Source organism: Tardiphaga sp. 841_E9_N1_2, from assembly GCF_051811065.1.
GTDB lineage: Bacteria > Pseudomonadota > Alphaproteobacteria > Rhizobiales > Xanthobacteraceae > Tardiphaga > Tardiphaga robiniae.
This window is the reverse complement of sequence record NZ_JBPWQC010000001.1, coordinates 1,833,570-1,857,412: the sequence shown is the minus strand read 5'-3', so window position 1 is coordinate 1,857,412 and position 23,843 is coordinate 1,833,570. Positions and strand designations below refer to the sequence as shown.

Annotated in this window: 27 protein-coding genes and 2 pseudogenes; 22 read left to right on the top strand and 7 right to left on the bottom strand. The window is 62.6% G+C overall.

Annotated elements, in window-relative coordinates; genetic code table 11:
- The first annotated feature begins 165 nt into the window (after nucleotides 1–165).
- From AB8A50_RS08915 to AB8A50_RS08835, 17 genes and pseudogenes are all read left to right on the top strand, one after another.
- Nucleotides 166–1,062 (top strand): LysR family transcriptional regulator, encoded by an 897-nt coding sequence (locus AB8A50_RS08915; RefSeq protein ID WP_439077446.1) that lies wholly within the window; start codon nucleotides 166–168, stop codon nucleotides 1,060–1,062.
- 312 nt (nucleotides 1,063–1,374) lie between these two features.
- Nucleotides 1,375–4,161 (top strand): bifunctional aconitate hydratase 2/2-methylisocitrate dehydratase, encoded by a 2,787-nt coding sequence (locus tag AB8A50_RS08910; protein WP_439077445.1) that lies wholly within the window; start codon nucleotides 1,375–1,377, stop codon nucleotides 4,159–4,161.
- 77 nt (nucleotides 4,162–4,238) lie between these two features.
- Nucleotides 4,239–4,301: pseudogene (locus AB8A50_RS08905) on the top strand (GMP synthase); the annotation flags it as partial.
- A 165-nt stretch (nucleotides 4,302–4,466) separates the two neighbouring features.
- Nucleotides 4,467–5,246 carry an OmpA family protein gene (locus AB8A50_RS08900; protein ID WP_439077444.1) on the top strand — a complete coding sequence of 260 codons (780 nt, stop codon included), beginning with the start codon at nucleotides 4,467–4,469 and terminating at the stop codon, nucleotides 5,244–5,246.
- Nucleotides 5,236–5,379 (top strand): hypothetical protein, encoded by a 144-nt coding sequence (locus AB8A50_RS08895; protein ID WP_439077443.1) that lies wholly within the window; start codon nucleotides 5,236–5,238, stop codon nucleotides 5,377–5,379. Before AB8A50_RS08900 ends, AB8A50_RS08895 begins: the two co-directional genes overlap by 11 nt.
- 262 nt (nucleotides 5,380–5,641) lie before the next feature.
- A complete protein-coding gene (locus tag AB8A50_RS08890; protein ID WP_439077442.1) occupies nucleotides 5,642–6,292 on the top strand; it encodes a glutathione S-transferase family protein in 651 nt (216 codons plus the stop codon).
- Between the two features lie 123 nt (nucleotides 6,293–6,415).
- Complete coding sequence (locus tag AB8A50_RS08885; protein ID WP_439077441.1) at nucleotides 6,416–6,982, top strand: TetR/AcrR family transcriptional regulator; 567 nt, start codon at nucleotides 6,416–6,418, stop codon at nucleotides 6,980–6,982.
- Nucleotides 6,983–7,032: 50 nt separating this feature from the next.
- Nucleotides 7,033–8,001: a quinone oxidoreductase family protein gene (locus tag AB8A50_RS08880; protein ID WP_439077440.1), complete on the top strand. Its 969-nt coding sequence runs from the start codon at nucleotides 7,033–7,035 to the stop codon at nucleotides 7,999–8,001.
- Between the two features lie 184 nt (nucleotides 8,002–8,185).
- Nucleotides 8,186–9,439, top strand: a complete 1,254-nt coding sequence (locus AB8A50_RS08875; RefSeq protein ID WP_439077439.1) for a serine hydrolase domain-containing protein — start codon at nucleotides 8,186–8,188, stop codon at nucleotides 9,437–9,439.
- A 121-nt stretch (nucleotides 9,440–9,560) separates the two neighbouring features.
- Nucleotides 9,561–10,205, top strand: a complete 645-nt coding sequence (locus AB8A50_RS08870) for a hypothetical protein (protein WP_439077438.1) — start codon at nucleotides 9,561–9,563, stop codon at nucleotides 10,203–10,205.
- 107 nt (nucleotides 10,206–10,312) lie between these two features.
- Nucleotides 10,313–11,386, top strand: a pseudogene (locus AB8A50_RS08865) (ABC transporter substrate-binding protein); the annotation flags it as partial.
- A gap of 176 nt (nucleotides 11,387–11,562) precedes the next feature.
- Nucleotides 11,563–11,907 carry a Lin0512 family protein gene (locus AB8A50_RS08860; protein ID WP_439072073.1) on the top strand — a complete coding sequence of 115 codons (345 nt, stop codon included), beginning with the start codon at nucleotides 11,563–11,565 and terminating at the stop codon, nucleotides 11,905–11,907.
- Between the two features lie 129 nt (nucleotides 11,908–12,036).
- Nucleotides 12,037–12,360, top strand: coding sequence for an ArsR/SmtB family transcription factor (locus tag AB8A50_RS08855; protein WP_439077437.1), 324 nt, complete (start codon nucleotides 12,037–12,039; stop codon nucleotides 12,358–12,360).
- A complete protein-coding gene (locus AB8A50_RS08850) occupies nucleotides 12,357–12,767 on the top strand; it encodes an SRPBCC family protein (RefSeq protein ID WP_320444461.1) in 411 nt (136 codons plus the stop codon). Before AB8A50_RS08855 ends, AB8A50_RS08850 begins: the two co-directional genes overlap by 4 nt.
- Before the next feature lie 57 nt (nucleotides 12,768–12,824).
- Entirely contained in the window at nucleotides 12,825–13,052 is a 228-nt protein-coding gene (locus AB8A50_RS08845; protein ID WP_439064102.1) for a hypothetical protein, read from the top strand.
- A gap of 12 nt (nucleotides 13,053–13,064) precedes the next feature.
- Nucleotides 13,065–13,724, top strand: coding sequence for a TenA family protein (locus AB8A50_RS08840; RefSeq protein ID WP_439064101.1), 660 nt, complete (start codon nucleotides 13,065–13,067; stop codon nucleotides 13,722–13,724).
- Nucleotides 13,725–13,751: 27 nt separating this feature from the next.
- A complete protein-coding gene (locus AB8A50_RS08835; RefSeq protein WP_439077436.1) occupies nucleotides 13,752–14,351 on the top strand; it encodes a YdeI/OmpD-associated family protein in 600 nt (199 codons plus the stop codon).
- A gap of 30 nt (nucleotides 14,352–14,381) precedes the next feature.
- Here the strand turns inward: AB8A50_RS08835 and AB8A50_RS08830 are convergent, their stop codons facing one another.
- Nucleotides 14,382–15,020, bottom strand: a complete 639-nt coding sequence (locus AB8A50_RS08830; protein ID WP_439058667.1) for a Vgb family protein — start codon at nucleotides 15,018–15,020, stop codon at nucleotides 14,382–14,384.
- Between the two features lie 30 nt (nucleotides 15,021–15,050).
- Nucleotides 15,051–16,271, bottom strand: coding sequence for a helix-turn-helix domain-containing protein (locus AB8A50_RS08825; protein WP_439077435.1), 1,221 nt, complete (start codon nucleotides 16,269–16,271; stop codon nucleotides 15,051–15,053).
- A 122-nt stretch (nucleotides 16,272–16,393) separates the two neighbouring features.
- Here AB8A50_RS08825 and AB8A50_RS08820 point away from each other — a divergent pair, with 122 nt between their 5' ends.
- Together AB8A50_RS08820 and AB8A50_RS08815 are read left to right on the top strand one after the other, a co-directional pair.
- A complete protein-coding gene (locus tag AB8A50_RS08820) occupies nucleotides 16,394–17,143 on the top strand; it encodes a DUF899 domain-containing protein (RefSeq protein ID WP_439077434.1) in 750 nt (249 codons plus the stop codon).
- The gene (locus AB8A50_RS08815) at nucleotides 17,136–17,429 is read left to right on the top strand and encodes a hypothetical protein (protein WP_439077433.1); all 294 of its coding nucleotides are present in this window, start codon (nucleotides 17,136–17,138) and stop codon (nucleotides 17,427–17,429) included. Before AB8A50_RS08820 ends, AB8A50_RS08815 begins: the two co-directional genes overlap by 8 nt.
- A 15-nt stretch (nucleotides 17,430–17,444) precedes the next feature.
- Here the strand turns inward: AB8A50_RS08815 and AB8A50_RS08810 are convergent, their stop codons facing one another.
- Both AB8A50_RS08810 and AB8A50_RS08805 read right to left on the bottom strand, forming a co-directional pair.
- Entirely contained in the window at nucleotides 17,445–17,942 is a 498-nt protein-coding gene (locus AB8A50_RS08810) for a peptide deformylase (protein WP_439077432.1), read from the bottom strand.
- A complete protein-coding gene (locus AB8A50_RS08805; protein ID WP_439077431.1) occupies nucleotides 17,939–19,519 on the bottom strand; it encodes a winged helix-turn-helix domain-containing tetratricopeptide repeat protein in 1,581 nt (526 codons plus the stop codon). The genes AB8A50_RS08810 and AB8A50_RS08805 overlap by 4 nt, the downstream gene beginning before the upstream one ends.
- A gap of 255 nt (nucleotides 19,520–19,774) precedes the next feature.
- Here AB8A50_RS08805 and AB8A50_RS08800 point away from each other — a divergent pair, with 255 nt between their 5' ends.
- Nucleotides 19,775–20,779: an alpha/beta fold hydrolase gene (locus AB8A50_RS08800; RefSeq protein WP_439079946.1), complete on the top strand. Its 1,005-nt coding sequence runs from the start codon at nucleotides 19,775–19,777 to the stop codon at nucleotides 20,777–20,779.
- A 12-nt stretch (nucleotides 20,780–20,791) separates the two neighbouring features.
- On the top strand, nucleotides 20,792–21,298 hold the full coding sequence (locus tag AB8A50_RS08795; RefSeq protein WP_439077430.1) for a cytochrome P460 family protein: 507 nt from the start codon (nucleotides 20,792–20,794) through the stop codon (nucleotides 21,296–21,298).
- Nucleotides 21,299–21,307: 9 nt separating this feature from the next.
- Here AB8A50_RS08795 and AB8A50_RS08790 read toward each other — a convergent pair whose 3' ends face one another.
- A complete protein-coding gene (locus tag AB8A50_RS08790; RefSeq protein ID WP_439077429.1) occupies nucleotides 21,308–21,970 on the bottom strand; it encodes an HD domain-containing protein in 663 nt (220 codons plus the stop codon).
- Nucleotides 21,971–22,111: 141 nt separating this feature from the next.
- Between AB8A50_RS08790 and AB8A50_RS08785 the strand changes: the two genes are divergently transcribed.
- Entirely contained in the window at nucleotides 22,112–23,026 is a 915-nt protein-coding gene (locus tag AB8A50_RS08785) for a hypothetical protein (RefSeq protein WP_439077428.1), read from the top strand.
- A gap of 54 nt (nucleotides 23,027–23,080) precedes the next feature.
- Here AB8A50_RS08785 and AB8A50_RS08780 read toward each other — a convergent pair whose 3' ends face one another.
- A complete protein-coding gene (locus AB8A50_RS08780) occupies nucleotides 23,081–23,629 on the bottom strand; it encodes a disulfide bond formation protein B (protein ID WP_439077427.1) in 549 nt (182 codons plus the stop codon).
- 7 nt (nucleotides 23,630–23,636) lie between these two features.
- The gene (locus AB8A50_RS08775) at nucleotides 23,637–23,795 is read right to left on the bottom strand and encodes a DUF5993 family protein (RefSeq protein ID WP_176454532.1); all 159 of its coding nucleotides are present in this window, start codon (nucleotides 23,793–23,795) and stop codon (nucleotides 23,637–23,639) included.
- Nucleotides 23,796–23,843: the final 48 nt, after the last annotated feature.

Below are 23,843 nucleotides of genomic sequence, written 5' to 3'. Positions count from 1 at the left end.
CGAAATCGATCCGGCTGGACGACTAACGCCAGCCGCGGCGATCGATGTCCGCCGGTCGGAATTAGGTCGCGCTTGCCGGCAAAGCCTGTGAGAACCGCCCGTACCGCTGTTCGATGTGTTAGATACGGGCTTTGGAAGGCGCACCGTGCGGTGCGAGATTGCACCATGATCGACTGGGATGACGTTCGCTACTTTCTTGCCGTCGCGCGCGGAGGCTCCGTGCGGGCTGCCGCCGAGCGCCTCGGTGTGAACCACGCGACCGTGTTGCGACGCATCGCCCAGCTCGAGGCACGCCTCGGGGTGCAAATGTTCGAAAAGCTGCCTTCGGGCTACCGCCTGACGACTGCGGGCGAGGAGGTTCTCGAGTTCGCGGACCAGATGGAAGCGTCGTCGCATTTGCTGGAGACGCGCATCTTCGGTCGCGACCAGAGCGCGCGCGGGCTTTTGCGGGTGACGCTTCCACCGTTCCTCGCGACACACCTGCTCATGCCGGATTTCGCCGATTTCGCGCGTATGCATCCGGACATCGAGATGGAAATCATGTCGACCGGCGAGGTGGCAAATCTGACCAACCGGGAGGCCGACGTGGCGATCCGCATTGTTGCCGACCGCAAGACTCTCCCGCTCAATCTTCACGGCCTGAAGGGACCGGGGCTGTTCAGCGGTGTCTACATGTCTCGCGATCGACTGGCCGCGTGGCGTGCGGGCACGCCTGATCCCATGCGGTGGATCGTCATAGACAATCATGGACTCCCGGCCTGGGCGCGCGAGGGAGAGGTTCACACCACGGGAGTTCCGTTCAGGACCCCGGACGCCGAGACGCAGATCGTTGCTGTACGGCAAGGGATCGGGATGACAAAACTGCCGTGCTTCGTCGGAGATGCTGACGCTCTATTGGTGAGGGTGCCGGGCACCGACCTGCCCATGCATGGGACGCTCTGGCTTCTCACTCAGGGGGAGACACGCAAGACGAAGCGCGTGCGGCTCTTTACTGAGTTCGTATCCGGCAGGCTCGCCGCCTACGCGCCGCTGCTCGCGGGGCTGTCCGTATCGCGCGACTGACGCGCGGCGGGTCGCCGACCACCAATTTGCTGACGGTGGCGGGTCAGACCGACATTTCGGACGTGTCTTCGGGGAGTTTCTTTGCGACAGGTCGGGTGAGAACCAGCATTTCAGCCCGGCAAGCATGCCTGCCGTCATGTTTTGACCGTTGAACGCTGAATTTAAAGGGCTATTTTTACTGCAATGCAGTATCTTGTCAGTCGGTCGCGATTGACGTACTCGAAGCCGAATTCGCCTTTAGACCGGTTTTAACAATAACGGTTGGTGGCGCTGCGTTTCCAGCGTCAACCACCTCATGACGTTGGGATGACGATGAGCCTCTATTCAGATTACCTCGCTGAAATCGAAAGCAGAAAAGCTCAAGGCCTCGCTCCCAAACCGATCGACGACGGCGCGCTCACCGGCGAAATCATCGCCCTGATCAAGGACAACGGCAGCGAATACCGCGCCGACGCCCTTAAATTCTTCATCTACAACACCCTGCCGGGCACCACGAGCGCCGCAGGCGTCAAGGCCGCGTTCCTGAAGGAGATTATCCTCGGTGAGGCGATCGTCCCGGAAATCACGCCGACCTTCGCGCTGGAACTGCTGTCGCACATGAAGGGGGGCCCCTCGATCGGCGTGCTGCTCGACGTCACGCTCGGCAGTGATACCGGGCTTGCGAAGCAGGCCGGTGAAGTTCTGAAGACCCAGTTCTTCCTCTACGACGCCGACATGTTCCGGCTGCGCGATGCCTTCAAGGCGGGCAATGCCGTCGCTAAGGGCGTGCTCGAGAGCTATGCCAAGGCCGAGTTCTTCACCAAGCTCCCGGACGTCGCGGACGAGATCAAGGTCGTGACCTACGTCGCCGCCGAAGGCGATATCTCGACCGACCTGCTGTCGCCGGGCAACCAGGCGCATTCGCGTTCGGACCGTGAGCTGCACGGCCAGTGCATGATGACGCCGCAGGCGCAGCAGGAAATCGTGGCGCTGCAGAAGCAGCATCCCGATAAGCGCGTGATGATGATCGCCGAGAAGGGCACTATGGGCGTGGGCTCGTCGCGCATGTCGGGCGTGAACAACGTGGCGCTGTGGACCGGCAAGCCGGCCAGCCGCTATGTGCCCTTCGTCAACTTCGCCCCGGTCGTCGCCGGCACCAACGGCATCTCGCCGATTTTTGCGACCACCGTCGACGTCACCGGCGGCATCGGCGTCAATCTCAAGAACTGGGTCAAGAAACTCGACGCGGACGGCAAGCCGATCCTCAACAACGACGGAAACCCGGTCCTCGAGCAGAAATTTGCGGTCGATACCGGCACCGTCCTGACGCTCGATGCCAAGGGCAAGAAGCTGCGTGACGAAAACGGCAAGGAACTGGTCGACGTCGCTGCCGCCTTCACGCCGCAGAAGATGGAGTTCATGAAGGCCGGCAGCTCCTATGCCATCGTGTTTGGCAAGAAGCTGCAGACCTTTGCCGCCGAAACGCTCGGCGTCGAGCCGACCCCGGTTTTCGCTCCGAACAAGGAGATCTCGGTCGAAGGCCAGGGCCTGACCGCGGTCGAGAAGATCTTCAACCGCAACGCCGTGGGCGTGCTCGGCGGCAAGGTACTGCATGCGGGCTCGGACGTGCGCGTCAAGGTCAACATCGTCGGCTCGCAGGACACCACCGGCCTGATGACCGCGCAGGAGCTGGAAGCGATGGCGGCCACCGTCATCTCGCCGATCGTCGACGGCGCCTATCAGTCGGGCTGCCACACGGCATCGGTGTGGGACAAGAAGGCGCAGGTCAACATTCCGAAGCTGATGAGCTTCATGAACAATTTCGGCGTGATCACCGCGCGCGATCCCAAGGGCAGCTATCATGCGATGACCGATGTCATCCACAAGGTGCTGAACGACATCACCGTGGATGACTGGGCGATCATCATCGGCGGCGACAGCCACACCCGCATGTCCAAGGGCGTGGCCTTCGGTGCCGATTCCGGCACCGTGGCGCTGGCGCTGGCGACCGGCGAGGCGACGATGCCGATCCCGCAATCGGTCAAGGTGACGTTCAAGGGCGCGATGCAGCCGCATATGGACTTCCGCGACGTGGTCCATGCGACCCAGGCGCAGATGCTCAAGCAATGCGGCGACAACGTCTTCCAGGGCCGGATCATCGAGGTCCATCTCGGCACGCTGCTGGCCGACCAGGCCTTCACCTTCACCGACTGGACGGCCGAGATGAAGGCTAAGGCGTCGATCTGCATTTCGCAGGACGACACGCTGATCGAGTCGCTGGAGATCGCCAAGTCGCGCATCCAGATCATGATCGACAAGGGCATGGACAATGCCGCGGGCACGCTGAAGGGCCTGATCGCCAAGGCCGATGCGCGCATCGCCGAGATCCGTTCGGGCGAGAAGCCCGCGCTGACGCCGGACGCCAATGCGAAATACTTCGCCGAAGTCGTCGTCGATCTTGATATCATCGACGAGCCGATGATCGCCGATCCCGACGTGAACAATGCCGATGTATCCCGGCGCTACACCCACGACACGATCCGTCCGATTTCTTATTACGGCGGCACCAAGAAGGTGGACCTCGGCTTCGTAGGCTCGTGCATGGTGCACAAGGGCGACATGAAGATCGTCGCCCAGATGCTCAAGAACATCGAGAAGGCCGAAGGCAAGGTCGCGTTCAACGCGCCGCTGGTCGTCGCCGCCCCAACCTACAACATCATCGACGAGTTGAAGGCTGAAGGCGACTGGGAAATCCTGCAGAAGTATTCCGGCTTCGAATTCGACGACGTGAAGCCGAAGACCGCGAACCGCACCGCCTACGAGAACATCCTGTATCTCGAACGTCCGGGCTGCAATCTCTGCATGGGCAACCAGGAAAAGGCGGAGAAGGGCGATACCGTTCTGGCGACCTCAACCCGCCTGTTCCAGGGCCGCGTCGTGGAAGACACCGCCGAGAAGAAGGGTGAATCGCTGCTGGCCTCGACCCCGGTCGTGGTGTTGTCGGCGATCCTTGGTCGCACGCCGAGCGCCGAGGAATACAAGGCCGCCGTCGAAGGCATCGACCTGACCAAGTTCGCTCCGCCCAAGATCGGTGCGATGGGGGCGTCCGTCCACTACTAAGGGCGAGCAGCGAGAGCTGTTCAAAAATTGGCGCGGCAGGTGAACATCTGCCGCGCCGCGGGGCTGGTACGCGAGCGGGCATCAATCGCGTGGTGTATGACATTACGAGCAAGCCGCCCGGGACGATCGAGTGGGAGTGACGGGAAAAACGGCTGTTCCGAAAATGGCGTCTCTGACATAACTCCGCAGCAATCTGCATTCCGCTAACATTCTGGCCTGAGAGGGTCCCGATGCGCGCCTGCTTTATCCGTCTGCTGTCTGTTCTTGGTCTCCTTGCTTCAGCTTCCCTTGCCATGGCGCAGAGCATGCCTGCCGACGCGCCGAATGCGCGCGATCATGCCGTGCTCAGCCGCTATGCCGGATCGTGGCTCGTCACCCAGGATGCGAAGACCTTCGATCAGGCCAGCATTCCCTCCGGAGACACTGATGTCGTCAAGCTTGAGGGACGGGTGACGCGGCTGTTCTATCTCGCGCCCGCCGGCAAGTCGGTGCTCGAAGTGCAGCGCAACTATGAGCAGGCGCTTGAGCGCGCCGGTGCATCGAAGCTGGATGCGTGCGCCGACAACTGCGGTCGGCGGAATTTCAAACCGCTCCGCGACCTGCCTGCCAATCCGCAGCTGGCCAAGGTGTCGCTGGAAGGCTGGACTCCGATCACGCTGTTGCAACAATGGCAGGAGACTGGCAGCGAGCGCTATTGGTACGGAACGTTGAACGCATCTGGCACCACGCTGCATGTGGCGGTCCTATCAGCGAAGCCAGGCACCATCGCGCTTGCCAACAAATACGTCGCCACAGTCGTGGAGATCGTCGAACCGAAGGCGATGGATAGCGGTAAGGTGACTGTGGATGCGGCGGCGCTCGCGAAGGGCCTGCAGGCTGAGGGGAGGGTGGCCCTCTACGGGCTGTTCTTCGACACCGGCAAGGCGACGATCAAGCCCGAGTCCAAACCGCAACTCGACGAAATGGCGCGTGTGCTGCAAGCCAATGCCGGCGCGAATGTGTTCATCGTCGGTCATACCGACAATCAGGGTGCGCTGGATGCGAACCTCGCGCTGTCGAAGGCGCGCGCAGGCGGTGATCGATGACCTGACTCGCAACTACAAGATCGATGGCAAGCGCTTGTTTGCATCCGGCGTGGCAAACTACGCGCCGCTTGCCAGCAATGCCAATGAAAATGGCCGCGCCCGCAACCGCCGCGTCGAGATGGTGTTGCAATAGGTCTATGAAACCGCCGGCCGGAGGCGTTCGTTGGGCGATACCCATTCCCCGGACCCGCCTGGCGATCCGCTGCCGCTCGCGAAGATAGTCCAGCCTCGCCGTCCATACGGCGGCTGCCCGCGAGAAAAATGCCTGCATGTGTCGGGAAGTTCGCCCGTCATGCGTCCTCGGGAGACGAAAAGCCGAGAGAGACGATGTGGAAAACTATCGTCGTGGCCCAAGTCACACTGGATAGCGTCATGCATTTGCCGGGAGTCTGCCTATGAACCCCACCATTACCGCCTTTGAACGGTCGCCCGATCGCGGCAGGGGATTGGCCCGGGACATGCGCGTTCGCTGGGCGCTCGAAGAAGTAGGCCAGCCTTACGACGTTCGATTTCTTTCGTTCGATGAGATGAAGGGACCTCCGCATCGGGCGCGTCATCCTTTCGGGCAGATTCCGACCTACGAGGAAGGCGATCTTGTCCTGTTCGAGTCAGGGGCGATTGTGTTCCATATCGCAGAGGGCCATGTAGGCCTGCTGCCAGATGATGCGAACGCCCGTGCGCGGGCAGTCACGTGGATGTTTGCCGCACTCAATACGGTCGAGCCGCCGATCGTCGATCTCCTCATCGTCACGCTCCTGGAACGCGACAAGACCTGGTATGAGCAGCGTCTGGCGATGGTCAAGGACCGCATCCGCGGGCGGCTGGGCGAACTTTCCAAGCGCCTTGGCGATGCCGACTGGCTCGACGGTGCGTTCAGTGCCGGTGACCTGCTGATGGTGTCGGTGTTGCTCAGGTTGGGGGCGTCCGGCCTACTGGATGAATATCCCAACCTCTCCGCCTATGTCGCCCGCGGCGAAGCCCGGCCTGCCTACAAGCATGCTTTCGCCGCTCAATTGGCGGTTTTCACCGCTGCGTCGGGTGGCTGATAGGAATCCCTCAGGGCGGCTTTCTAGGACCGCTGCAGCGGCGCCGGCCGGTTTATCGAATTCATTTCCCGCGGCGCTATAAAATTATTGAACATTCGTTCCTGAATTGGTATCTTGCCGTTTATGGCCAGACCACGGGAATTCGACACGGACGCCGCGCTCGACGGCGCGATCAATGTCTTTAGCGGGCATGGATATGAGGGCAGTTCGGCCCAGATGCTCGTCGATGCAATGGGGATCGGGCGACAGAGCCTTTACGCTGCCTTCGGCGACAAGTGGCAGCTTTATTGCGCCGCCGTGCGTCGCTATGGAATGGGCGAATGTGCTGCACATATCGACGCGCTCCGAAGCGGACCGCGCGCGATCGATGGCATCGGCGCGATGTTGCGCCGTGTCGTGAAAACAGCCGATCGTCCATGTCTTGGCGTTGGCTCGATCTATGAATTCGGCGTGTCCGAACCTGACCTCCAGAAGATCAATGGAGTGCTGGCGAAAAGCTTGCGAGCTGCCATCGCAGCGCGCGTTCGCGATGCGCAGCGTGAAGGCGATGTCGCCGGCGGCCTCGACCCCGAAGCGACCTCGGAATTTCTGATCGCGAATATCGCCGGCATCCGCGTCGCCGGAAGGGGCGGCGCCGCGCGTGCGGCTTTGACCGGTCTGGCCGACATGGCCATGAGGGGACTGCGATAGTCCCTTTTTTTGGAAAATTTAGGAACGATCGTTCAATAAAGGAGCAAGTGATGAGAGCTGTTGTGATGACCGGAACGGGCGGTCGCGAGGTGCTGGAATATGTCGAACGTCCGGACCCTCTGGCTGGACCGGGCGAGGCGCTGGTTGAGGTCGTCTTGGCAGGGGTGAACTTCATGGACATCGGCGTGCGTCAGGGCATGGCTTGGACCGAGGTTCCGAATCCCAAGATTTTGGGCGTCGAGGGGGTGGGGCGTGTGCTGGCAGTCGGGGATGGTGTCGAAGGCATCGAGCCCGGCCAGCGCGTCGCCTGGGTTTACGCGCCCGGAAGTTATGCGGAGCGGATCGCGATTCCTGTCGCGTCGCTGGTGCCGATTCCTGACGCGATCGATGATCGCACCGCTGCGTCGGTGATGATGCAGGGTCTCACTGCCAGCCATTTCGCCACGGACTTCTATCCGGTGCAGCGCGGCGACATCGCCTTCGTCCATGCGGCGGCGGGCGGCGTGGGACTGCTGCTGACCCAGATCATCAAATTGCGGGGCGGCCATGTCATCGGACGTGTATCGTCGCAGGAGAAGGTCGCTGCAGCCAGGGAAGCTGGCGCCGACCATGTGATCATCGATACCGAAGGCCGGTTTGCCGAGGAGGCGCTACGCCTGACCGACGGCCAGGGCGTGCACGTCGTCTATGACGGCTCCGGGCCGACGACCTTCCAGGGCTCGCTCGATGTGCTGCGTCGGTCTGGTACGTTCTGCTGGTATGGCCCGGTGCTTGGTGGGCCGGGACCGCTCGACATCATGAGCCTGCCGAAGAGCATCAAGATCGGCTATGCGACCTTCTTCGATCACATCCACACGCCCGAACTGCTGCGCGCGCGTTCGGAGCGGCTGTTCAACTGGATCGCGACGGGAGAGCTCAAGCTCCACATCGGCGGAGAGTACCGCTTAGCGGACGCAGCGAAGGCTCACGCTGACATGGAGAATCGCAAAACGACCGGCAAGCTGCTGTTGGTCCCATGAAGCCCGAGTATCGGGTTTTGTGGCTCGGCTGAAGTGTTCGGGGCACATGCGTCAATCTGGGCTGACTGCCTTGAGCGAACTTGCGACATGCAGTTGCCGAATGCAGCCCGGCTGTTGTGTTTGATGTGTCCCGCCGCCTCGCATGTTACGACCAACTTACTTGCCGCCTTACCGGAGCCCCTTCATGTCTGACGCGCCTGTACCGAACCACGTCCCCACCGCCGCCGAGACCGATCCCGAGACGCTCGGCTGGATGAAGGGCTTTCCGCCGGCGCAGGACAAGCTCATTCAGTTTCACAACGGCTCGTTCCGCAACTTTCCCGAGCTGCGCTGGGCCTGGAGCAATGTCCGCCAGCTGGTGCCGACGGTGAATGTCTGGCGCGGCGCGGGGCCGGCATCGGCGCTGCCGCGCGCGGAGCGTGACATTGGTGCGTCCAAATCAGTCACGATGGACGGCCGGCCGATGACCTTCGCAAAAATGTTTGACGAGACCTATGCCGATGGCATCGCGGTGCTGCACAAGGGCAAACTGATTTACGAGCGCTATGCGGGCGCGCTGAAGCCGCACAAGCCGCATATTGCGATGTCGGTGACCAAGTCGTTTACCGGCACGCTGGCCGGCATTCTGGTAGCCGAAGGCAAGATCGATCCGCAGGCGTCGGTCACCGACTATGTGCCGGAGTTGAAGGCCACGGCCTTTGGTGATGCGCGCGTGCATGAAGTCATGGATATGACCACGGGGCTCAAATACACCGAGGTCTATACCGACAAGAATTCCGATGTGTGGGGGCTGCGGCGCGCCAATGGCATGGCGCCGATCCCTCCGGATTACGAAGGCGCGAGCGACATCTTCGCCTTTCTCTGCACGCAGCAGAAGCAGGGCGAGCATGGCAAGGCCTTCGCCTACAAGACCGTCAACACCGACGTGCTGGCCTGGATCGTCCGCCGTGCCAGCGGCATGACGCTGTCCGATCTGTTGTCGGAGCGCATCTGGGCGCCGATGGGGGCGGAGGAGGACGCGCATTATCACGTCGACCGCATTGGCACCGAGAGCGGTGGCGGCGGGCTGTCGACGACGCTGCGCGATCTCGCGCGCTTCGGCGAGGTGATGCGCAATCACGGGCGCTTCAATGGCCGCCAGATCGTGCCTAGCGCAGTGGTCGAGGACATCGAACGCGGCGCCGATCCCGCCAAGTTCAAGCCGGCCGGCTACACCACGCTGCCTGGCGCGTCCTATCGCAACCAGTGGTGGGTGACCCATAATGAACACGGCGCCTATATGGCACGCGGCGTCTACGGGCAGGGGCTCTATATCGATCCGAAGGCCGAGATGGTGATCGCGCGCTATGCCTCGCATCCGGTCGCCGGTAATGCCGCCAACGATCCGGTAACGCTGCCGGCCTATGTGGCGCTGGCGACGGAACTGATGGCGGGCTGACCATCAGGGTTCGTGGAACCCGAGGGAACCCGGTCGGGAACCTTGGGGCAGGTTGGGCGTATGCTTGGCGGCCGACATCTTCCGTCGGCGCCAGGCGGACCCCTCCAGAATGATAAAACCCTTGTCCATCGCTCCGTGGCTGCGCTGCTGGTGTGCGGCGCTGTCGATGTCATGCATCGTCGTCGCAACGGCGCCTCTGTATGCGCAGGAGCGGGCGTCTGGCGCGCGGGCCGCGCGCAGCAATCCGGCTGTCGCCACTGACGGCGCGACGCTGATTCATGGCAATTACTGCGGTGCCGGCAACCGGCCGGGCAAACCGCCCATCGATGCCCTCGATCTCGCCTGCATGAATCACGATGCCTGCACACCGGCGAGCGGCATTCCTAACTGCGACTGCAACGCCAGGCTTCGCGACGAAGCGGCCGCCGTGGCAGGGGACTCCCGACAAGCGCCGGAGCTCCAGAGTCTGGCGGCATTGACCTCAGCGGCTGCGGCCGTGATGCTCTGCAAGCCGATGATCGATGCCGCAGTCCCTCCGGTGGTTGCGCCTGTCCCTGTGGCTCGCGACGCTCCTGCAGCAGGTGCGCCAGTGGCAATCACGCCGGCTCCTGTTGCTGGAGCACCTGTGTCGATTGTCCCTGATAGTGTCGCGCCCGTGGCTGCCGCTCCCGTAACGGACGTAACTGAAACCCCGCTGCCTGTCGCGCCAGTCACTGACGCTCCCGCGCCTGCTGTACCCGTGCCCAGGTCGACCGCGTTGCCCTGAGCAGGCAGAGTCTTGATCGGCTCTTGCGCGCTGCGATCTTTCCGGGGCAATCATGACCGCGAGTCCAGGTGCGCCGACCGCGCAGCTCATGGCAGAGGGAAGCGCGCATGAAATTACTTGTCGCACGAGTCATGACGCTCGCATTCCTGCTAGGGCCTTTGGCGCTTGGCTCCGCAGTGCTGGCGGCGGATCCCATCCGTGTCGGCGCGGTGCTGCCGTTTTCCGGCGGTGTCGAACTTTATGGTGAGCAAGCAAAACTCGGGCTCGATCTCGCTGCCAGGGAGATCAACGCGGCGGGTGGCATTTTCGGCAGGCCGCTCGAGGTCATCTATGTCGATGACAAGACCCGGCCGGCCTCCGCCGAGAGCGCGATGCGGTCGGTGATCGACAGCGGCGTCGTGGCGGTTATCGGCCCTGTCACCTCGGCCAACTTCAATGCGATCAGGCCCCTTGCCGAGAGCACGAAGACGCCGCTGCTCTACGCCACCAATTTCGAAGGCGGTACATGCAGCCGCTACATCTTCTCGTTAAGCACGGTGCCGAACCAGGATCTCGGCCAGTTGCTGCCCTATGTGAACGAGGCTGTCGGCAACACCTATTTCCTGCTCGGCGCCGATCGCGTCTGGCCGCACCAGATGTTCGATATCGCCAAGCCGCTGATCGAGAAGCTCGGCGGCACCATCGTCGGCACGCAATATACGCAGGGGACCGAGACGGACTTCACGCCGCTGATCAAGCAGGTGGCGGGGGCCAAACCGAAGGTGCTGCTGTTCGCGCTGAAGGGTGACGGCATCGATTTCATCCGGCAGGCCGATGATCAGGGCTTGTTCAAGGAGACCACGGTTGCATTCCTGGGATTGTCCGAGATTGATCTCGGCATCTTCAAGGGCAAGGGCCAGAACATGATCACCGTCGTGCCGTCGCTGGCGACCAGCGACGCGCCGGAGATGAAGGCGTTCGTCGCCAGGGTGCGGGCCTCAGCCGGCAATGACGTGCTGGTGTCGAACTATGTCATGACCCACTACAACACGCTGATCGCGCTCAAGGCTGCGATCGAGAAAGTGGGCCGTGTCGACAAGGAAGCGATCGTGGATGCACTGGCAGGGCTCACCATCCCGTCGCCGACTGGAACGGTCACCATCGATGCGAACCACTATGCGACCAAGAGCATGTTCATCGCCAAGACGCAGGGCAGTGAATTGGTCACCGTCCGTGCGCTCGGCAGAATTCCGCCGCAGCCGGGGTTGCACATTGGCTGGTCGCTGATTGCAACTGGCGAGCAGACGGCTGGTGTAAGTCGCGCGAGATTGCTTAACTCGGCATCGACACAATTCTGGATGAGCGAAGAGGGCAATGAATGGCACGTGTGCGCTGTATCACCGAGATGGGCATGGGCGTCGACGTTCACGGTCGCGATGCCACCAAGGCTGCGAAGCGCGCGGTCTCCGATGCAATCCGGCATTCCAGCGTTGGCTTCTTCCGGATGGTCGGCAAGACGCCGCATGACATGTTCGTCGATGTGACCATCGCGGTGCCGAATCCGGACGACGTCGACACGGCGGCGGTCGCGAAGGAATTGCCTTACGGCACTGTGACCGTGACCGCAGTCAAAGGCGGTCTCGATATTCCGGCCGAGAGCGGCGGCGACGGCATCCTCATCGCCAATGCGGCGGTGCTGGTAAGCCTCGACGACGGCAAGTAGATCGGCCGCCTCGGACGACGCCCGCGCTTTGCGCGATCCCGAAAACTCCCTTCCATCCAATTTGCGCTTGACCAATCCATAGCTCGCCGGTTATTGATCTAATCGATAGCTGACGGGTTATGGATTGCGATGCCGAACACCTTCGATGTGCTCTTCAAGACGCTCGCCGATCCGACCCGGCGCGCGATCTTCGAACGGCTCTGCCGTGACGGGGAGCAGACCGTCGCGGCACTGACCGCGCAAGCCGGCGTCTCGCAGCCGGCGGTCTCCAAACATCTCGGCGTGCTGAAGCAGGCGGGGCTGGTGCTCGATCGCCAGAGCGGCCGTCAGACACATTATCGATCGCAACCGGCGGCCCTGGCGCCGCTGCTCGACTGGACCAGCCAGATGGCCGGGTTCTGGGAGAGCCGGTTCGGCGATCTCGAACAACTGCTGAAGAGGATGGACAATTGACCAATACTGCAGCCGAAACACGTTCTGTCGTCGTCGAGCGGGAATTTGGCCACGCGCCGGAAAAGCTCTGGCGCGCGCTGACCCAGCCGCATCTGATCGCTGAGTGGCTGATGAAAAACGATTTCAAGCCCGTCATCGGGCATCGTTTTGATCTGAGCGCAAACTGGGGCGTGGTCGCTTGCCGGGTCACGGAAGTCGAGCCGAACCAAAAGCTCGCTTACACGTGGGAGGCCTTGGGTCTCGAGAGTGTCGTGACCTGGACCCTTACACCTTCGAGCAACGGGACGCTGCTGCGGATGGAGCAGATCGGCTTCCGACCGGATCAGGAGCAAGCCTATCAGGGCGCCAAGTTCGGATGGCCGCGCTTCCTGGCGTCGATGGAGCAGCTTCTGGCGCGACTGGACTGAATTCGGCCGACACAGAATCTCACGCCACTTCCGTATTTGCACTGAGGGTTACTCAACATGAGCCTATGGATCAGATACGCACACCGCTGGCTCTCGCTGGCCTTCACCGTGACGGTCATCGCCAATTTCGCTGTCCGCGGATTTGGCGAGCCGCCAGCCTGCGTGACCTTCTCGCCGCTGCCACCGCTGTTTCTGTTGATGTTCAGCGGTCTCTATATGTTCGTGCTGCCCTATGCCACAAAGTGGCGTAGAGCAACGCAGGGCAGTCGACGGATGAACGCGTGAATTGGAATGCGCATGGATATTTTTGATCGTCTCAAATCCGCTGCGGCCGATGACTGGTCCAGCTATGTCGATCATAGTTTCGTCCGCCAACTCGGCGCCGGCACGCTGCCTGAGCCCGCGTTTCGCACCTATCTGGTGCAAGACTATCTGTTCCTGATCCAGTTCGCGCGCGCCTATGCGCTGGCGACGTACAAGAGCCGCTCGCTTGACGACATGAAGGCGGCCCAAGGCGGACTTGCGGCCATTCTCGGCGAGATGGAGCTTCACGTAAAACTGTGCGGGAGGTGGGGATTGTCGCCGGCCGATATCGAGGCTGCGCCCGAGCTGCAGGCGACGGTGGCCTATACGCGCTTCGTGCTGGATTGCGGCGCCGCCGGCGATCTGCTCGACCTGCATGTGGCGCTGGCGCCCTGCGTGATCGGTTACGCCGAGATAGGCAAGAAGCTCGCGCCGGACGGTGCCGATGCACTTGGCGATCATCCGTATCGCGAATGGATCGGCGAATATGCCGGCGAGGCCTATCAGGATATCGCGGTGAAAGCGCGCCGCCATCTCGACGATCTCGCCGCGCGTGCGATGACCGAGCGGCGCTTTACGGAGCTCGCCAAATTGTTTGGCCAGGCGTCGCGGCTGGAAGCTGATTTCTGGCAGATGGGGCTGGACGCGCGCTAACGCAGCGCGCAGCGGTCAGGACAGAGCATGGCACCCGTCAAAGTCGATCCCGCGAATGTGCGCGAGTTTAAGAACGCTGACGCCTTCTATAAATGGCTCGGCAAGAACCACGACAAGGCCGGTGAGGTCTGGATCAAGATTCACAAGCTGAAATCCGGCCTCGCATCGATCACGCCGAAGGAGGCGATTGATGTCGTGCTGTGCTGGGGCTGGATCGACGGCATCCGCAAGGGACTGGACGAGACGAGCTTTCTGCAGCGCTATTCGCCGCGCGGCAAAAAGAGCGTCTGGAGCAAGATCAATGTCGACAACATTGCGCGCCTCGTCGAGGAGGAGCGCATGACCGAGCACGGCCTTGTCCATGTTGAGGCGGCGAAGGCCGATGGCCGCTGGGATCGCGCCTATGGCAGCGGCAAGGACATGGCGATCCCCGCCGATCTGCAGGCCGCGATCGACGCCGAGCCGAAAGCCCGTGCGATGCTGGCTAAGCTCAGCGCCCAGAACCGCTTCTCGCTGGCATTTCGGGTCCACAACATGAAGACCGAAGCCGGCCGCAAGAAGCGGATTGCGGCCTTCGTCGAGATGCTGAAGAAGGGCGAGACGATCTATCCGCAGGGGAAGAAGTGAGCCGCGACGGGACGCGGCTCACGCTACCGATCACTTCCGCTTCGGCCGCCTGATCGCGCGTACCTTGCCGCTGGCTCCGCCGCCGGCGAAGAACTGATCGGCACCATCTGACTCGAGGCCGGAGACGCCACTGCCTGCCGGCAGTGCGAGCTTCTCCAGCGCTTCGCCGGTTTGCGGATCGACGCGCCTGATGTCGCTCTCGTCGTTTTCCCAGGTGCCGTGCCAGAGTTCGCCGTCCACCCAGGTGACGCCGGTGACGAAGCGGTTGCTCTCGATGGTGCGCAGGATCTTTCCAGTGTCGGGATCGATCTGGTGAATCTTGCGCTCGCGATATTGTCCTACCCACAGCGTGCCTTCGGCCCAGGCCATGCCGGAGTCGGCACCGCCGCCGGGCGCAGGGATGGTATTCAGCACGCGGCCGGTCGCCGGATCGATCTTCTGGATACGGTCCTCGGCGATCTGGAACAGATGCTTGCCGTCGAATGCCGTGCCGGCATGAGCGGCGACGTCGATGGCGCGCACCGTCTTGCCGCTTGCGGGATCGAGTGCGTGGAGTTTGTCGCCGGATGCGAACCAGACCTGCGTGCCGTCATAGGTGACGCCGTGCACGCCGTCGACACCCTCGAAGGGGCCATATTCGCGGATGATTTCGGCTGCTGAGTTGGTCATGTAACTCTCCTTGATGATGTGACGATGACCCTAGTGATCCGGCAGCGGCGGCGGGAGTAACAACATCGTCGCGAGTCCTGGCAGGGATGGCGACGTCCAGCGGCGTGCTCGACCGCGACCGAGCGGCTGCACCTTATTCTCCACCGCCAGTTCGTCGAGTGCCCGCTGAACGCTGCGCTGGCTGGTGCCGAGCGCCAGCGCCAATGCAGAGCTCGACCAGGCTTCTCCATCGGCGAGAAGCGCGAGCACTGCGGCGTGTTCTTCCTCGACCGGCCGCGCCAGCACGACGACGTCGCGGGCGCGGCGCAGTACCAGCGCAAAACCGGGCTTGGTCGCGTTCACCTCGGCCAGCGGCGCAAGCAGTTTGCGCAGTCGTCCCATCTCGACGCGGAGCCGCGCGCGATGGGAGTCATCGGCATGTCTGGCGCGGAATGCGCGCGCCAGCAGCGTTTCGCGCGAAACATCCGCAGGCCATGCTTCGCCGAGTGCGCGGGCGAGGGCGAACAGGACGGGCCGGGTCGCCAGCGACAGCTCTGTTTTCTGACAGCGGATGACATGCCGGCACGCATCGATGACGATGGCTTTCGAATTCTGCAGCGCCTCGACATCGTCGAGCAGCAACACGCGTTGGCCGCCGCGTGCGATCAGACGCGCAGCGGGAGCATCGAGAAGTCGGGACGCCATGTCGACCTCGGCAGTGAGTGCCGGGATTGCAGCGAGCTTGGCGGCGCGCTGCGCGTTGGCAAGGGCGGCGCGGGACTTTTTCGCCTGCAGGCGGCGCATCGCGATGCCGGCTACGACCAGCGCGTGCGCCGTACGCAAGGCGGGTGGCAGAGGCGCGGGATCGAGCGCGCCGAGCTTTCGCTCGGCTTCGTCGAGACGTCCGATCAGGAGAAGGCGCCTGACGTCGAGATAGCCGCCATAGGCCGCATTCACATGATCGCCGTGGGCGTCGAGTGTGAGCCGTGCGGCGTCGAGCGCCTTGCTGGGCCAGTTCAGATCGCGCGAGACGAGGGCGATCTCGGCCTCGGCGACGATGCACCGCGCACGTGCCACGGGCTCCTTCGCACCGAAGGCGCGCGCGGCTCGTTTCACGAGATTCTTCGCGCGTGCGAAATCGCCGAGTTGTGCCATTGCGATGCCGCGCAGCGCGAGTGCCGGCGCGTCATCACGCAATGCAACACGCTTCAGGGCACCGAGCGGATCACCCGCCGCGAGCGCATGACCTGCGGCGGTGATCAGGGAGTCCATTCAAATCCCGCCACACTTGTCACTCCCACCCGTCCATTGCCGGATCCTAATCTACCTCACGACGATCAACCGGCAAGTCGTGCCGGCAGCGCATGACGATGGACGAAAGTGGAGAGAAGACCATGACGGCACCGATGAAAACACCACCGATTGTGTCACCGCAGGCATGGGAGGCTGCGCGAACGGACATGCTCCTGAAGGAGAAGGCTGTCATGCGGGCGCGCGACGCGCTCGCTGCCGAGCGCCGGCGGATGCCGTGGATGGAAGTGAATAAGGCCTATGCGTTCGAAGGGCCCGATGGCCAAGCCAGCTTGCTCGACCTGTTCGACGGCCGCCGTCAGTTGATCGTCTACCGCGCCTTCTTCGAGCCCGGCGTGTTCGGCTGGCCAGATCACGCCTGCCGCGGCTGTTCGCTGGGGGCCGATCAGGTCGCCCACCTCGCGCATCTGAATGCCCGCGATACCACGCTCGTCTATGCCTCGCGGGCACCGCAGGCGGATATCGGGCGCCTGAAGATGCGGATGGGTTGGGAGATGCCCTGGGTTACCATCAAGGACAGTTTCGACGCCGACTTCGGCGTCGACGAGTGGCACGGCCACAACGTATTCTTCCGCGACGGCGATCGCGTGTTCCGCACCTATTTCATCAACAGCCGCGGCGACGAGGCGATGGGGACCACCTGGAGCTATCTCGACGCGACGCCGCTCGGCCGCCAGGAGGTCTGGGAGGACTCGCCCGAAGGCTATCCGCAGACTCCGACCTACAAATGGTGGAACTGGCACGACAACTATGTCGCCGGCGCTGCACCCGACAAGAAATGGGTCGAGGTCTCGGACGCCGGCGAGGCGACATTCCGGAAGACCGATGAGTAGCGCCATCGACGACGTCATGGATCGTGCGAAGGCCTATCGCTGGAAAATGAGTAGCCTTGCGCCGGCCGCCGATTGGCTATGCCTTGCGGCCGCACCGGCCTTCGCATTGATGGCGCTGCTGACGGGTGTGCTCGATGGCAGTTCGCCGGACCTGCTCTGTTCAACGTCGCGCTCATCACCGTGGAGTGGAATGGCGGTGATGTATGCCCTGATGAGTTTGTTCCATACCGTGCCTTGGCTCAGGCTGATATCCGGCCGATGCCGCCAATCGCAGTGGCGGACGTGACGGCTGTCGCGCGCTTCAGGCGCGCGACAACTTCTCGAATCGCTTGATCAGCCGCTCGCGCTTGAGGCGCGACAGGCGCTGGATCCAGAACATGCCGTTCAGCTGGTCGATCTCGTGTTGATGGCAGACCGCACGCAGGCCGTCGGACTCTTCGAGCTGTGTATTGCCGTCGATATCCTGATAGGCGAGTCGGATACGAGCATGACGTTGGATGTCGTCAGTCACGCCAGGCATCGAGACACTGCCTTCCTGATGCATGATCAGTTCGGGCGAGGCCCATGCGATCTCCGGATTGACGTAGGTGTGGGCGCCATTGACGGGATCGAGATCGAGCACGACCACGCGCAGCAGCACGCCGATATGCGGCGCGGTGATGCCGATGCCGGGAGCGGCATGCATGGTGTCGCGCAGATCGTCAGCGAGCGCGCGCAGCGCATCGTCAAACACGGTGACATCAGCGGCCGGCTGCGCGAGACGCGGGTCGGGATAGCGGACGATAGGGCGGATACTCATTCCGGCAGCCCCGCGGCCTTCAGCGCATCCGCATAGGTCTTCGCCATGGATTCGACGGGGACCGGGATGCGCGCAAAGAAGGCGGAGACCGTCAGCTCCGGCTCGATGGTCAGCAGTTCCTCGACCACCTGCGCGGCGCGTTCGTGCGCGCCGGTTTTCACGAGTGCCACGGCGAGCGCGCGGAGTGCGACGGCGAAACGCCGGTTCTGCAGCAAGGCTTTATCGGCCCAAGCGATCGCTTCGGCATAGTTCTCGTCGATGATCGCGGCGATGGCCAGCGCACCGGAGACGAACCAGCCGTGTGGATCGAGCGGGTTCAGGCGACGCGCACGGTCGAGCAGAGCGCGGCCGGCCTGCTGCTGTCCGCGCATGGTCTCGATCCATCCGGCCAGTGCGAGTGCAGTGGCGGAGTTTGGATTGATCGCGAGGGAGCGGCTGAACAGCTCAATGGCCGCGTCCTTGGCGGTCTGCGTCTCTGCCAGATTCCAGATCGCAAATGCAGCCATCCAGAGGATCTGCGGATCGTTCGGCATCCGCTCGATGGCGCGATGCGCCAGCGCCAGGCCTTCGCCGCGATGAGTATCGTCCGGGCTGATCCAGCCCTGGAAGTGTCGCTGCGCATGGCAATAGGCGGCCGCTGCCATCGCGGGCGCGTAAGCCGGATCAATGGCCAGAGCCTGATGCAGGCAATCCAGCGCCGCGGTCATGCTTTCGGGCGTGAAGTCGTGTTCGAATCCGGAGGCGCGCAGCAGCAGGTCATAGGCATCGGTCTTGTTCGGACGGCTGTGCTTGCGCCGTTCGATTTCGGCGATGCGTAGCGTCGGCTCGATGGCGGCGACGGCTTGTTCGGTGATGCGGTCCTGCAGGTCGAACACGTCGCTGCGGGCGCCATCGAAACGATCAGCCCACAGATGCGCGCCGGAGCGGGCGTCGATCAATTGCGCGATGATGCGGAGCCGCTCGCCGGCGCGGCGGACGCTGCCTTCGAGCACATAGTTGACGCCGAGGGTGCGGCCGACGTCTCGGATATCAACCGGCTTGTTCTTGTACGTGAAGGACGAATTGCGTGCGATCACGAACAGCCCGCTGCAGCGCGACAGCGCGGTGATGATTTCCTCGGCGATACCGTCGCCGAAATAATCCTGCTCGGGGTCGGCGCTCATGTTGGTGAAGGGCAGCACCGCGATCGACAGACCTGCGGGATCGGCGGTAGCGGGCAGGAGTGCAGTTGCGGGCGCCGTCACCACGAGCGGAGAGGGGCCGTCGGTCCGTTCGATGACCTCGCCGACGAAGCGAAACCCCTTCCGCGGTAAAGTGCGGATCAGCCGCTGCTGCTCGCCATTGTCGCCGATGGCCGTGCGGGCCGCGTTGACCCGGCTGCTGAGCGTCGCCTCGGACACGATGCGGCCGTGCCAGACTTCGGCCAGCAGATCGTCGCGGCTGACGACCTTGTCCCGCGCGCGGATCAGGAATTCTAGCACATCGAACACCTGCGGCTCCACCGCCACCGTATTCGTGCCCCGCCGCAGCTCCCGCCGGTCAGTGTCGAGGACGAATTCGTCGAACCGGAACAGCAAGATAGGGGGTCCAATACCTGTTGTCGCGCCAAGGCCTTGTGCGCAGGAGCGTCCCCTAGCACACCCCGTCTCAACGATAAATCATGGCCTTCTCAAGAGAAAATCGGAGAAATCTTCAAGCGAGGATGCCGGTACCGCGGCATGGTCCGCGCATCGACGGCCTCAACCGTCATTGCCCGGAGGACCTGCACCATGACGAATGACAAGCGCGACACCAGTCACTTCAACCGCCGCAGCCTGCTGGGCGCGGCGCTCATGGGCATCGCCGCGGCTCAGTTCGGCGGCATCGGCTCCGCCGCGGCGCAGGCCGCCAAGGCCGGCAAGCAGCTCCCGGCCATCAAGCGCGGCACGCATACGTCGTTCAAGCCGCTGAAGCAGATCAATGCCGGCGACCTCAGTGTCGCCTATGCCGAGGACGGCCCGGCCAACGGCCCCGTTGTGCTGCTGCTGCACGGCTGGCCCTATGACATCTATAGCTATGTGGATGTCGCGCCGCTGCTGGCCTCGGCCGGCTACCGCGTCATCATCCCGTATCTGCGCGGCTATGGCGGCACGCGCTTCCTCTCCGACGCGACGGTGCGCAATGGCCAGCCGGCAGCGCTTGCCACCGACATCGTCGCGTTCATGGACGCACTGAAGATCGAGAAGGCGGTGGTCGGCGGCTACGACTGGGGTGGCCGCACGGCCGACATTCTGGCTGCGATCTGGCCCGAGCGCGTCAAGGCGCTGGTCGCCGTCAGCGGCTACCTGATCGGCAGCCAGGAGGGCAACCGCATGCCGCTGCCGCCGAAGGCTGAACTGGAATGGTGGTACCAGTTCTACTTCACCACGGAGCGCGGCCGGCTGGGCTACGACAAGTACCGGCACGACTTCGCCAAGCTGATCTGGAAGCTGGCCTCGCCGAAGTGGAATTTCGACGACGCCACCTATGATCGCTCGGCCAAGGCGTTCGAGAATCCCGATCACGTCGCCATTACCATCCACAATTATCGCTGGCGGCTCGAACTCGCCCAAGGCGAGGCGAAGTATGACGAGTTGGAGAAGCGGCTGGCGCAGGGGCCAGTAATTTCGGTGCCGACCATTACGATGGAAGGCGACGCCAACGGCGCGCCGCATCCCGATCCCAAGGCCTATGCGAAGAAGTTCACCGGCAAGTACGAGCATCGCACGGTGAATGGCGGCATCGGTCACAACCTGCCGCAGGAAGCACCGCGTGAATTCGCCCAGGCCATCATCGACGCCGACGCGATGGCACGCTGAGGGAGATCGGCGATGCGATGGATTCTTGCAGCGAGCCTCGCGGCAGGTGTGGTGTCATCCGTGGTGTTGGCGGCCTTTGCCGCCAACACGGTCAATCCCGCCAACCTGTCGCCGATCTACGGCGTCGGGCTTCCCGATGGCTACCGCAAATGGGAGTTGATCGCGCCGGCGCAGGAGGCCGAGCCTCTGAATGAATTGCGCGCCGTGGTCGGCAACGACATCGCGGTCAAGGCTTATCGGGATGGCAAGCTGCCGTTCCCCGATGGCACAGTGCTGGTGAAACTCGCCTGGAAGCACACCCAATCGCCTGAATTCGAATCCGCCTCGATCCCCGGTGCCGCCACAACGGTTCAGGTGATGGTGAAGGATTCGAAGAAGTATGCCGCGTCAGGCGGCTGGGGCTTCGGCCGCTTCATCGACGGCAAGCCGGTGGATCAGGCGCAGCACGAAACCTGCTTTGCGTGTCACGAGGCACGCGTGAAGGAGCGGGATTACGTGTTCACGAAGTGGGCGCCGTAAGCGCCCATGTCACGAAACGCCGACCTCGGCCAGAAACGCCGTGAGGAAAGCCTCGGTCCGCGCGTGGCGTTCCTGCGCCATGCGTCGGCCGGTGGCGGTGTTGAAGCCTTCCGCGAGCGTCAGCAGTTTGGCTGGCAGATGGTCGATCGCAAAATTGCGATCGTCAAAGGTGCGACGGCGTGCAGCGGGATCCTCGGGATCGTACAGCAGGGACTGCATCCGCCCAGCGGTGTAGAAGCAGCGCGCGATGCCGATGGCGCCCATGGCGTCCAGCCGATCCGCATCCTGCAGGATCTGCGCTTCGATCGTTTCAGGTGTGATCTTCGCCGAGAAACTATGCGCCGCGATGGCATGGGCAACGTGGTCCAGCCGCTCGGTCGTCCAGCCGAACGGGGCGAGCAGGGTCACCGCGTGTTCGGCAGCGAGGCGCGAGGCACTGGCGCGGAGCGGTGAGCTCTTCTCGACGGCGACGCAGTCGTGCAGCAGCGTCGCTGCCGCCAGGATCTCGGGATCGCCGCCCTCGGCCTTCTGGATGGCGCGGACATTGGACCAGACACGCGCCAAATGCGCGACGTCATGCGAGCCGTCGTCGGTCTCGATGTGATGCAGAAGTGAGGAGGCCAGCGTTTCGAACGGAGCGAAGGCGGCGGCAATAGCGGTGATCTCAGTCATGGCGTCGTTGTTAGATTGGCCGCCGGGCGTTGCCAAGCGTGTTCTGATGTCATTAGATTCGGATTGAGAGCGGGTAGAACTCAGGCGGCAAGGCTGAGTGTGGTATGCCGTTTTATCGCCGAAACAGCATCATGAGGAATTGTGGCTAACAACCCCGTCAACAGCCTCAGCGCCTTGCTTGAGCAGAGCAACGATAATTTGGCTCTGATCATCGGAAACGGCATCCACCGATACGTAGAATCGAAACGTGTAAATTCCTGGGATCAGCTGCTCGTTGAGATTGCTCAAGAGTGCTCGCCCGGGCTTGTCGAGGTACCACTTGGCACGACGCTTACAGAATTTTATGATGTGCTGGAGCTCTTGTCGGGGAGTAAGATCGGTGCTCTGCAGGAGCAATTTTGTGCGCTCCTGGATGGTTGGGATGTACTCCCACATCACCGGAAGATCATGAACTGGGCAGTACGACACTGTACTCCAGTGCTCACGACGAACTTCGATCAAGTGTTGAGCGATGCCGTCAATGCACAGTTCTGGCGTCCGCAAAATCCGAAATTTACGAGCTACTACCCGTGGGAGTGTCACTTTAGCCAAACAGCTATCGCTGATCCGTGCGCTTCTTTCGGCGTTTGGCACATTAACGGGATGGTAAAATACAAGCGCAGCATTCGCTTGGGACTTAGCCACTATATGGGGTCGGTTCAGCGAGCCCGGACTTGGCTTCATCGCAGCGGCGCCGCCCCTCTCTTTGGAGCAAAGGATCGTCGCATTTGGGCAGGTGCGAATACCTGGATTCATGTTGTATTCAATAAGCCCTTGCTCATCTTTGGTTTGGCTCTTGAAGAAAACGAAGTCTTTCTCCGCTGGCTTCTGATTGAGCGTGCCAAGTACTTCAAGAAGTTTCGCGAGCGCTTTTATCCAGCTTGGTATGTTTACAAAAACGATATGTCTGACGACAGGCAGGCCGGAAAGCTCTTTTTCTTGGAGTCGATGGGAGTCACCTGTATCGCGGTTCAGACGTTCGGAGAGATCTACGACAATACGGGTTGGTCGTCCTGACGTGCCAGCTCAACGCATTTGTAAGGTCGCTCGCACCCGCGGGGAACGACGCCGCTATCGCTTCAACAGCTCATACACCACGGGATCATCCGCGCAGGCCTTGAAGCCGCATTCGAGTAAGGTCGAGGCGACGTTCGCAGCCGTCAGGCCGATCGCGAGCCAGACGGCAATATGCGCGATGACACTGGGCGCCGAGTGAGCAGCGGGGGTCTTCTCGAATTGCCGGTCGAACAGCAGCACTAGCGACAACAGAATGATGGCTGCGATGAAGCCGACCAGTGCCCAGGTGTAATAGTGATAGCCGAACAGCGCGGTGCCGAAGCCGGGATCGCCGGGCATGATGTGAAGCAACACCTGCCGCGTCGAGACGGCGGCGCCGACCACGGCTGCAAGCAGTGACAACGCATAGTGGCTGGGACGCGGGCCGAAGCGGATGTTGAGGATCGGGCCGATGGCGAGCAGCGCGAACATGATCCGCTGCAGCAGGCATAGCGGGCAGGGCAGTTCGCCCAAAATGAACTGCGCGGTAAAGGCGGCCGCGAGCAGCGCGGCGAGCGCGTAGAGTGCGAGGACGTTGAGGGCGATAGCGCGATGTGAGGTCATGATGGCCTCAGAACGACAGTTTCAGCGCGTCGGTGGCGTGGTGCAGGAAGGTCGCCACGCAGGCGATCAGCACAACGGCGAACAGAGAGAATGCGAGCGTGCGGCTGCCATACCATGCGACGAGCATGGTGATGGCGATCGCCAGGAAAAGTGCGGTGAACTCCATGGTCGCTCCGGCGCTGAATGTGTCCGGTACCTTACGACAGATTCGCAA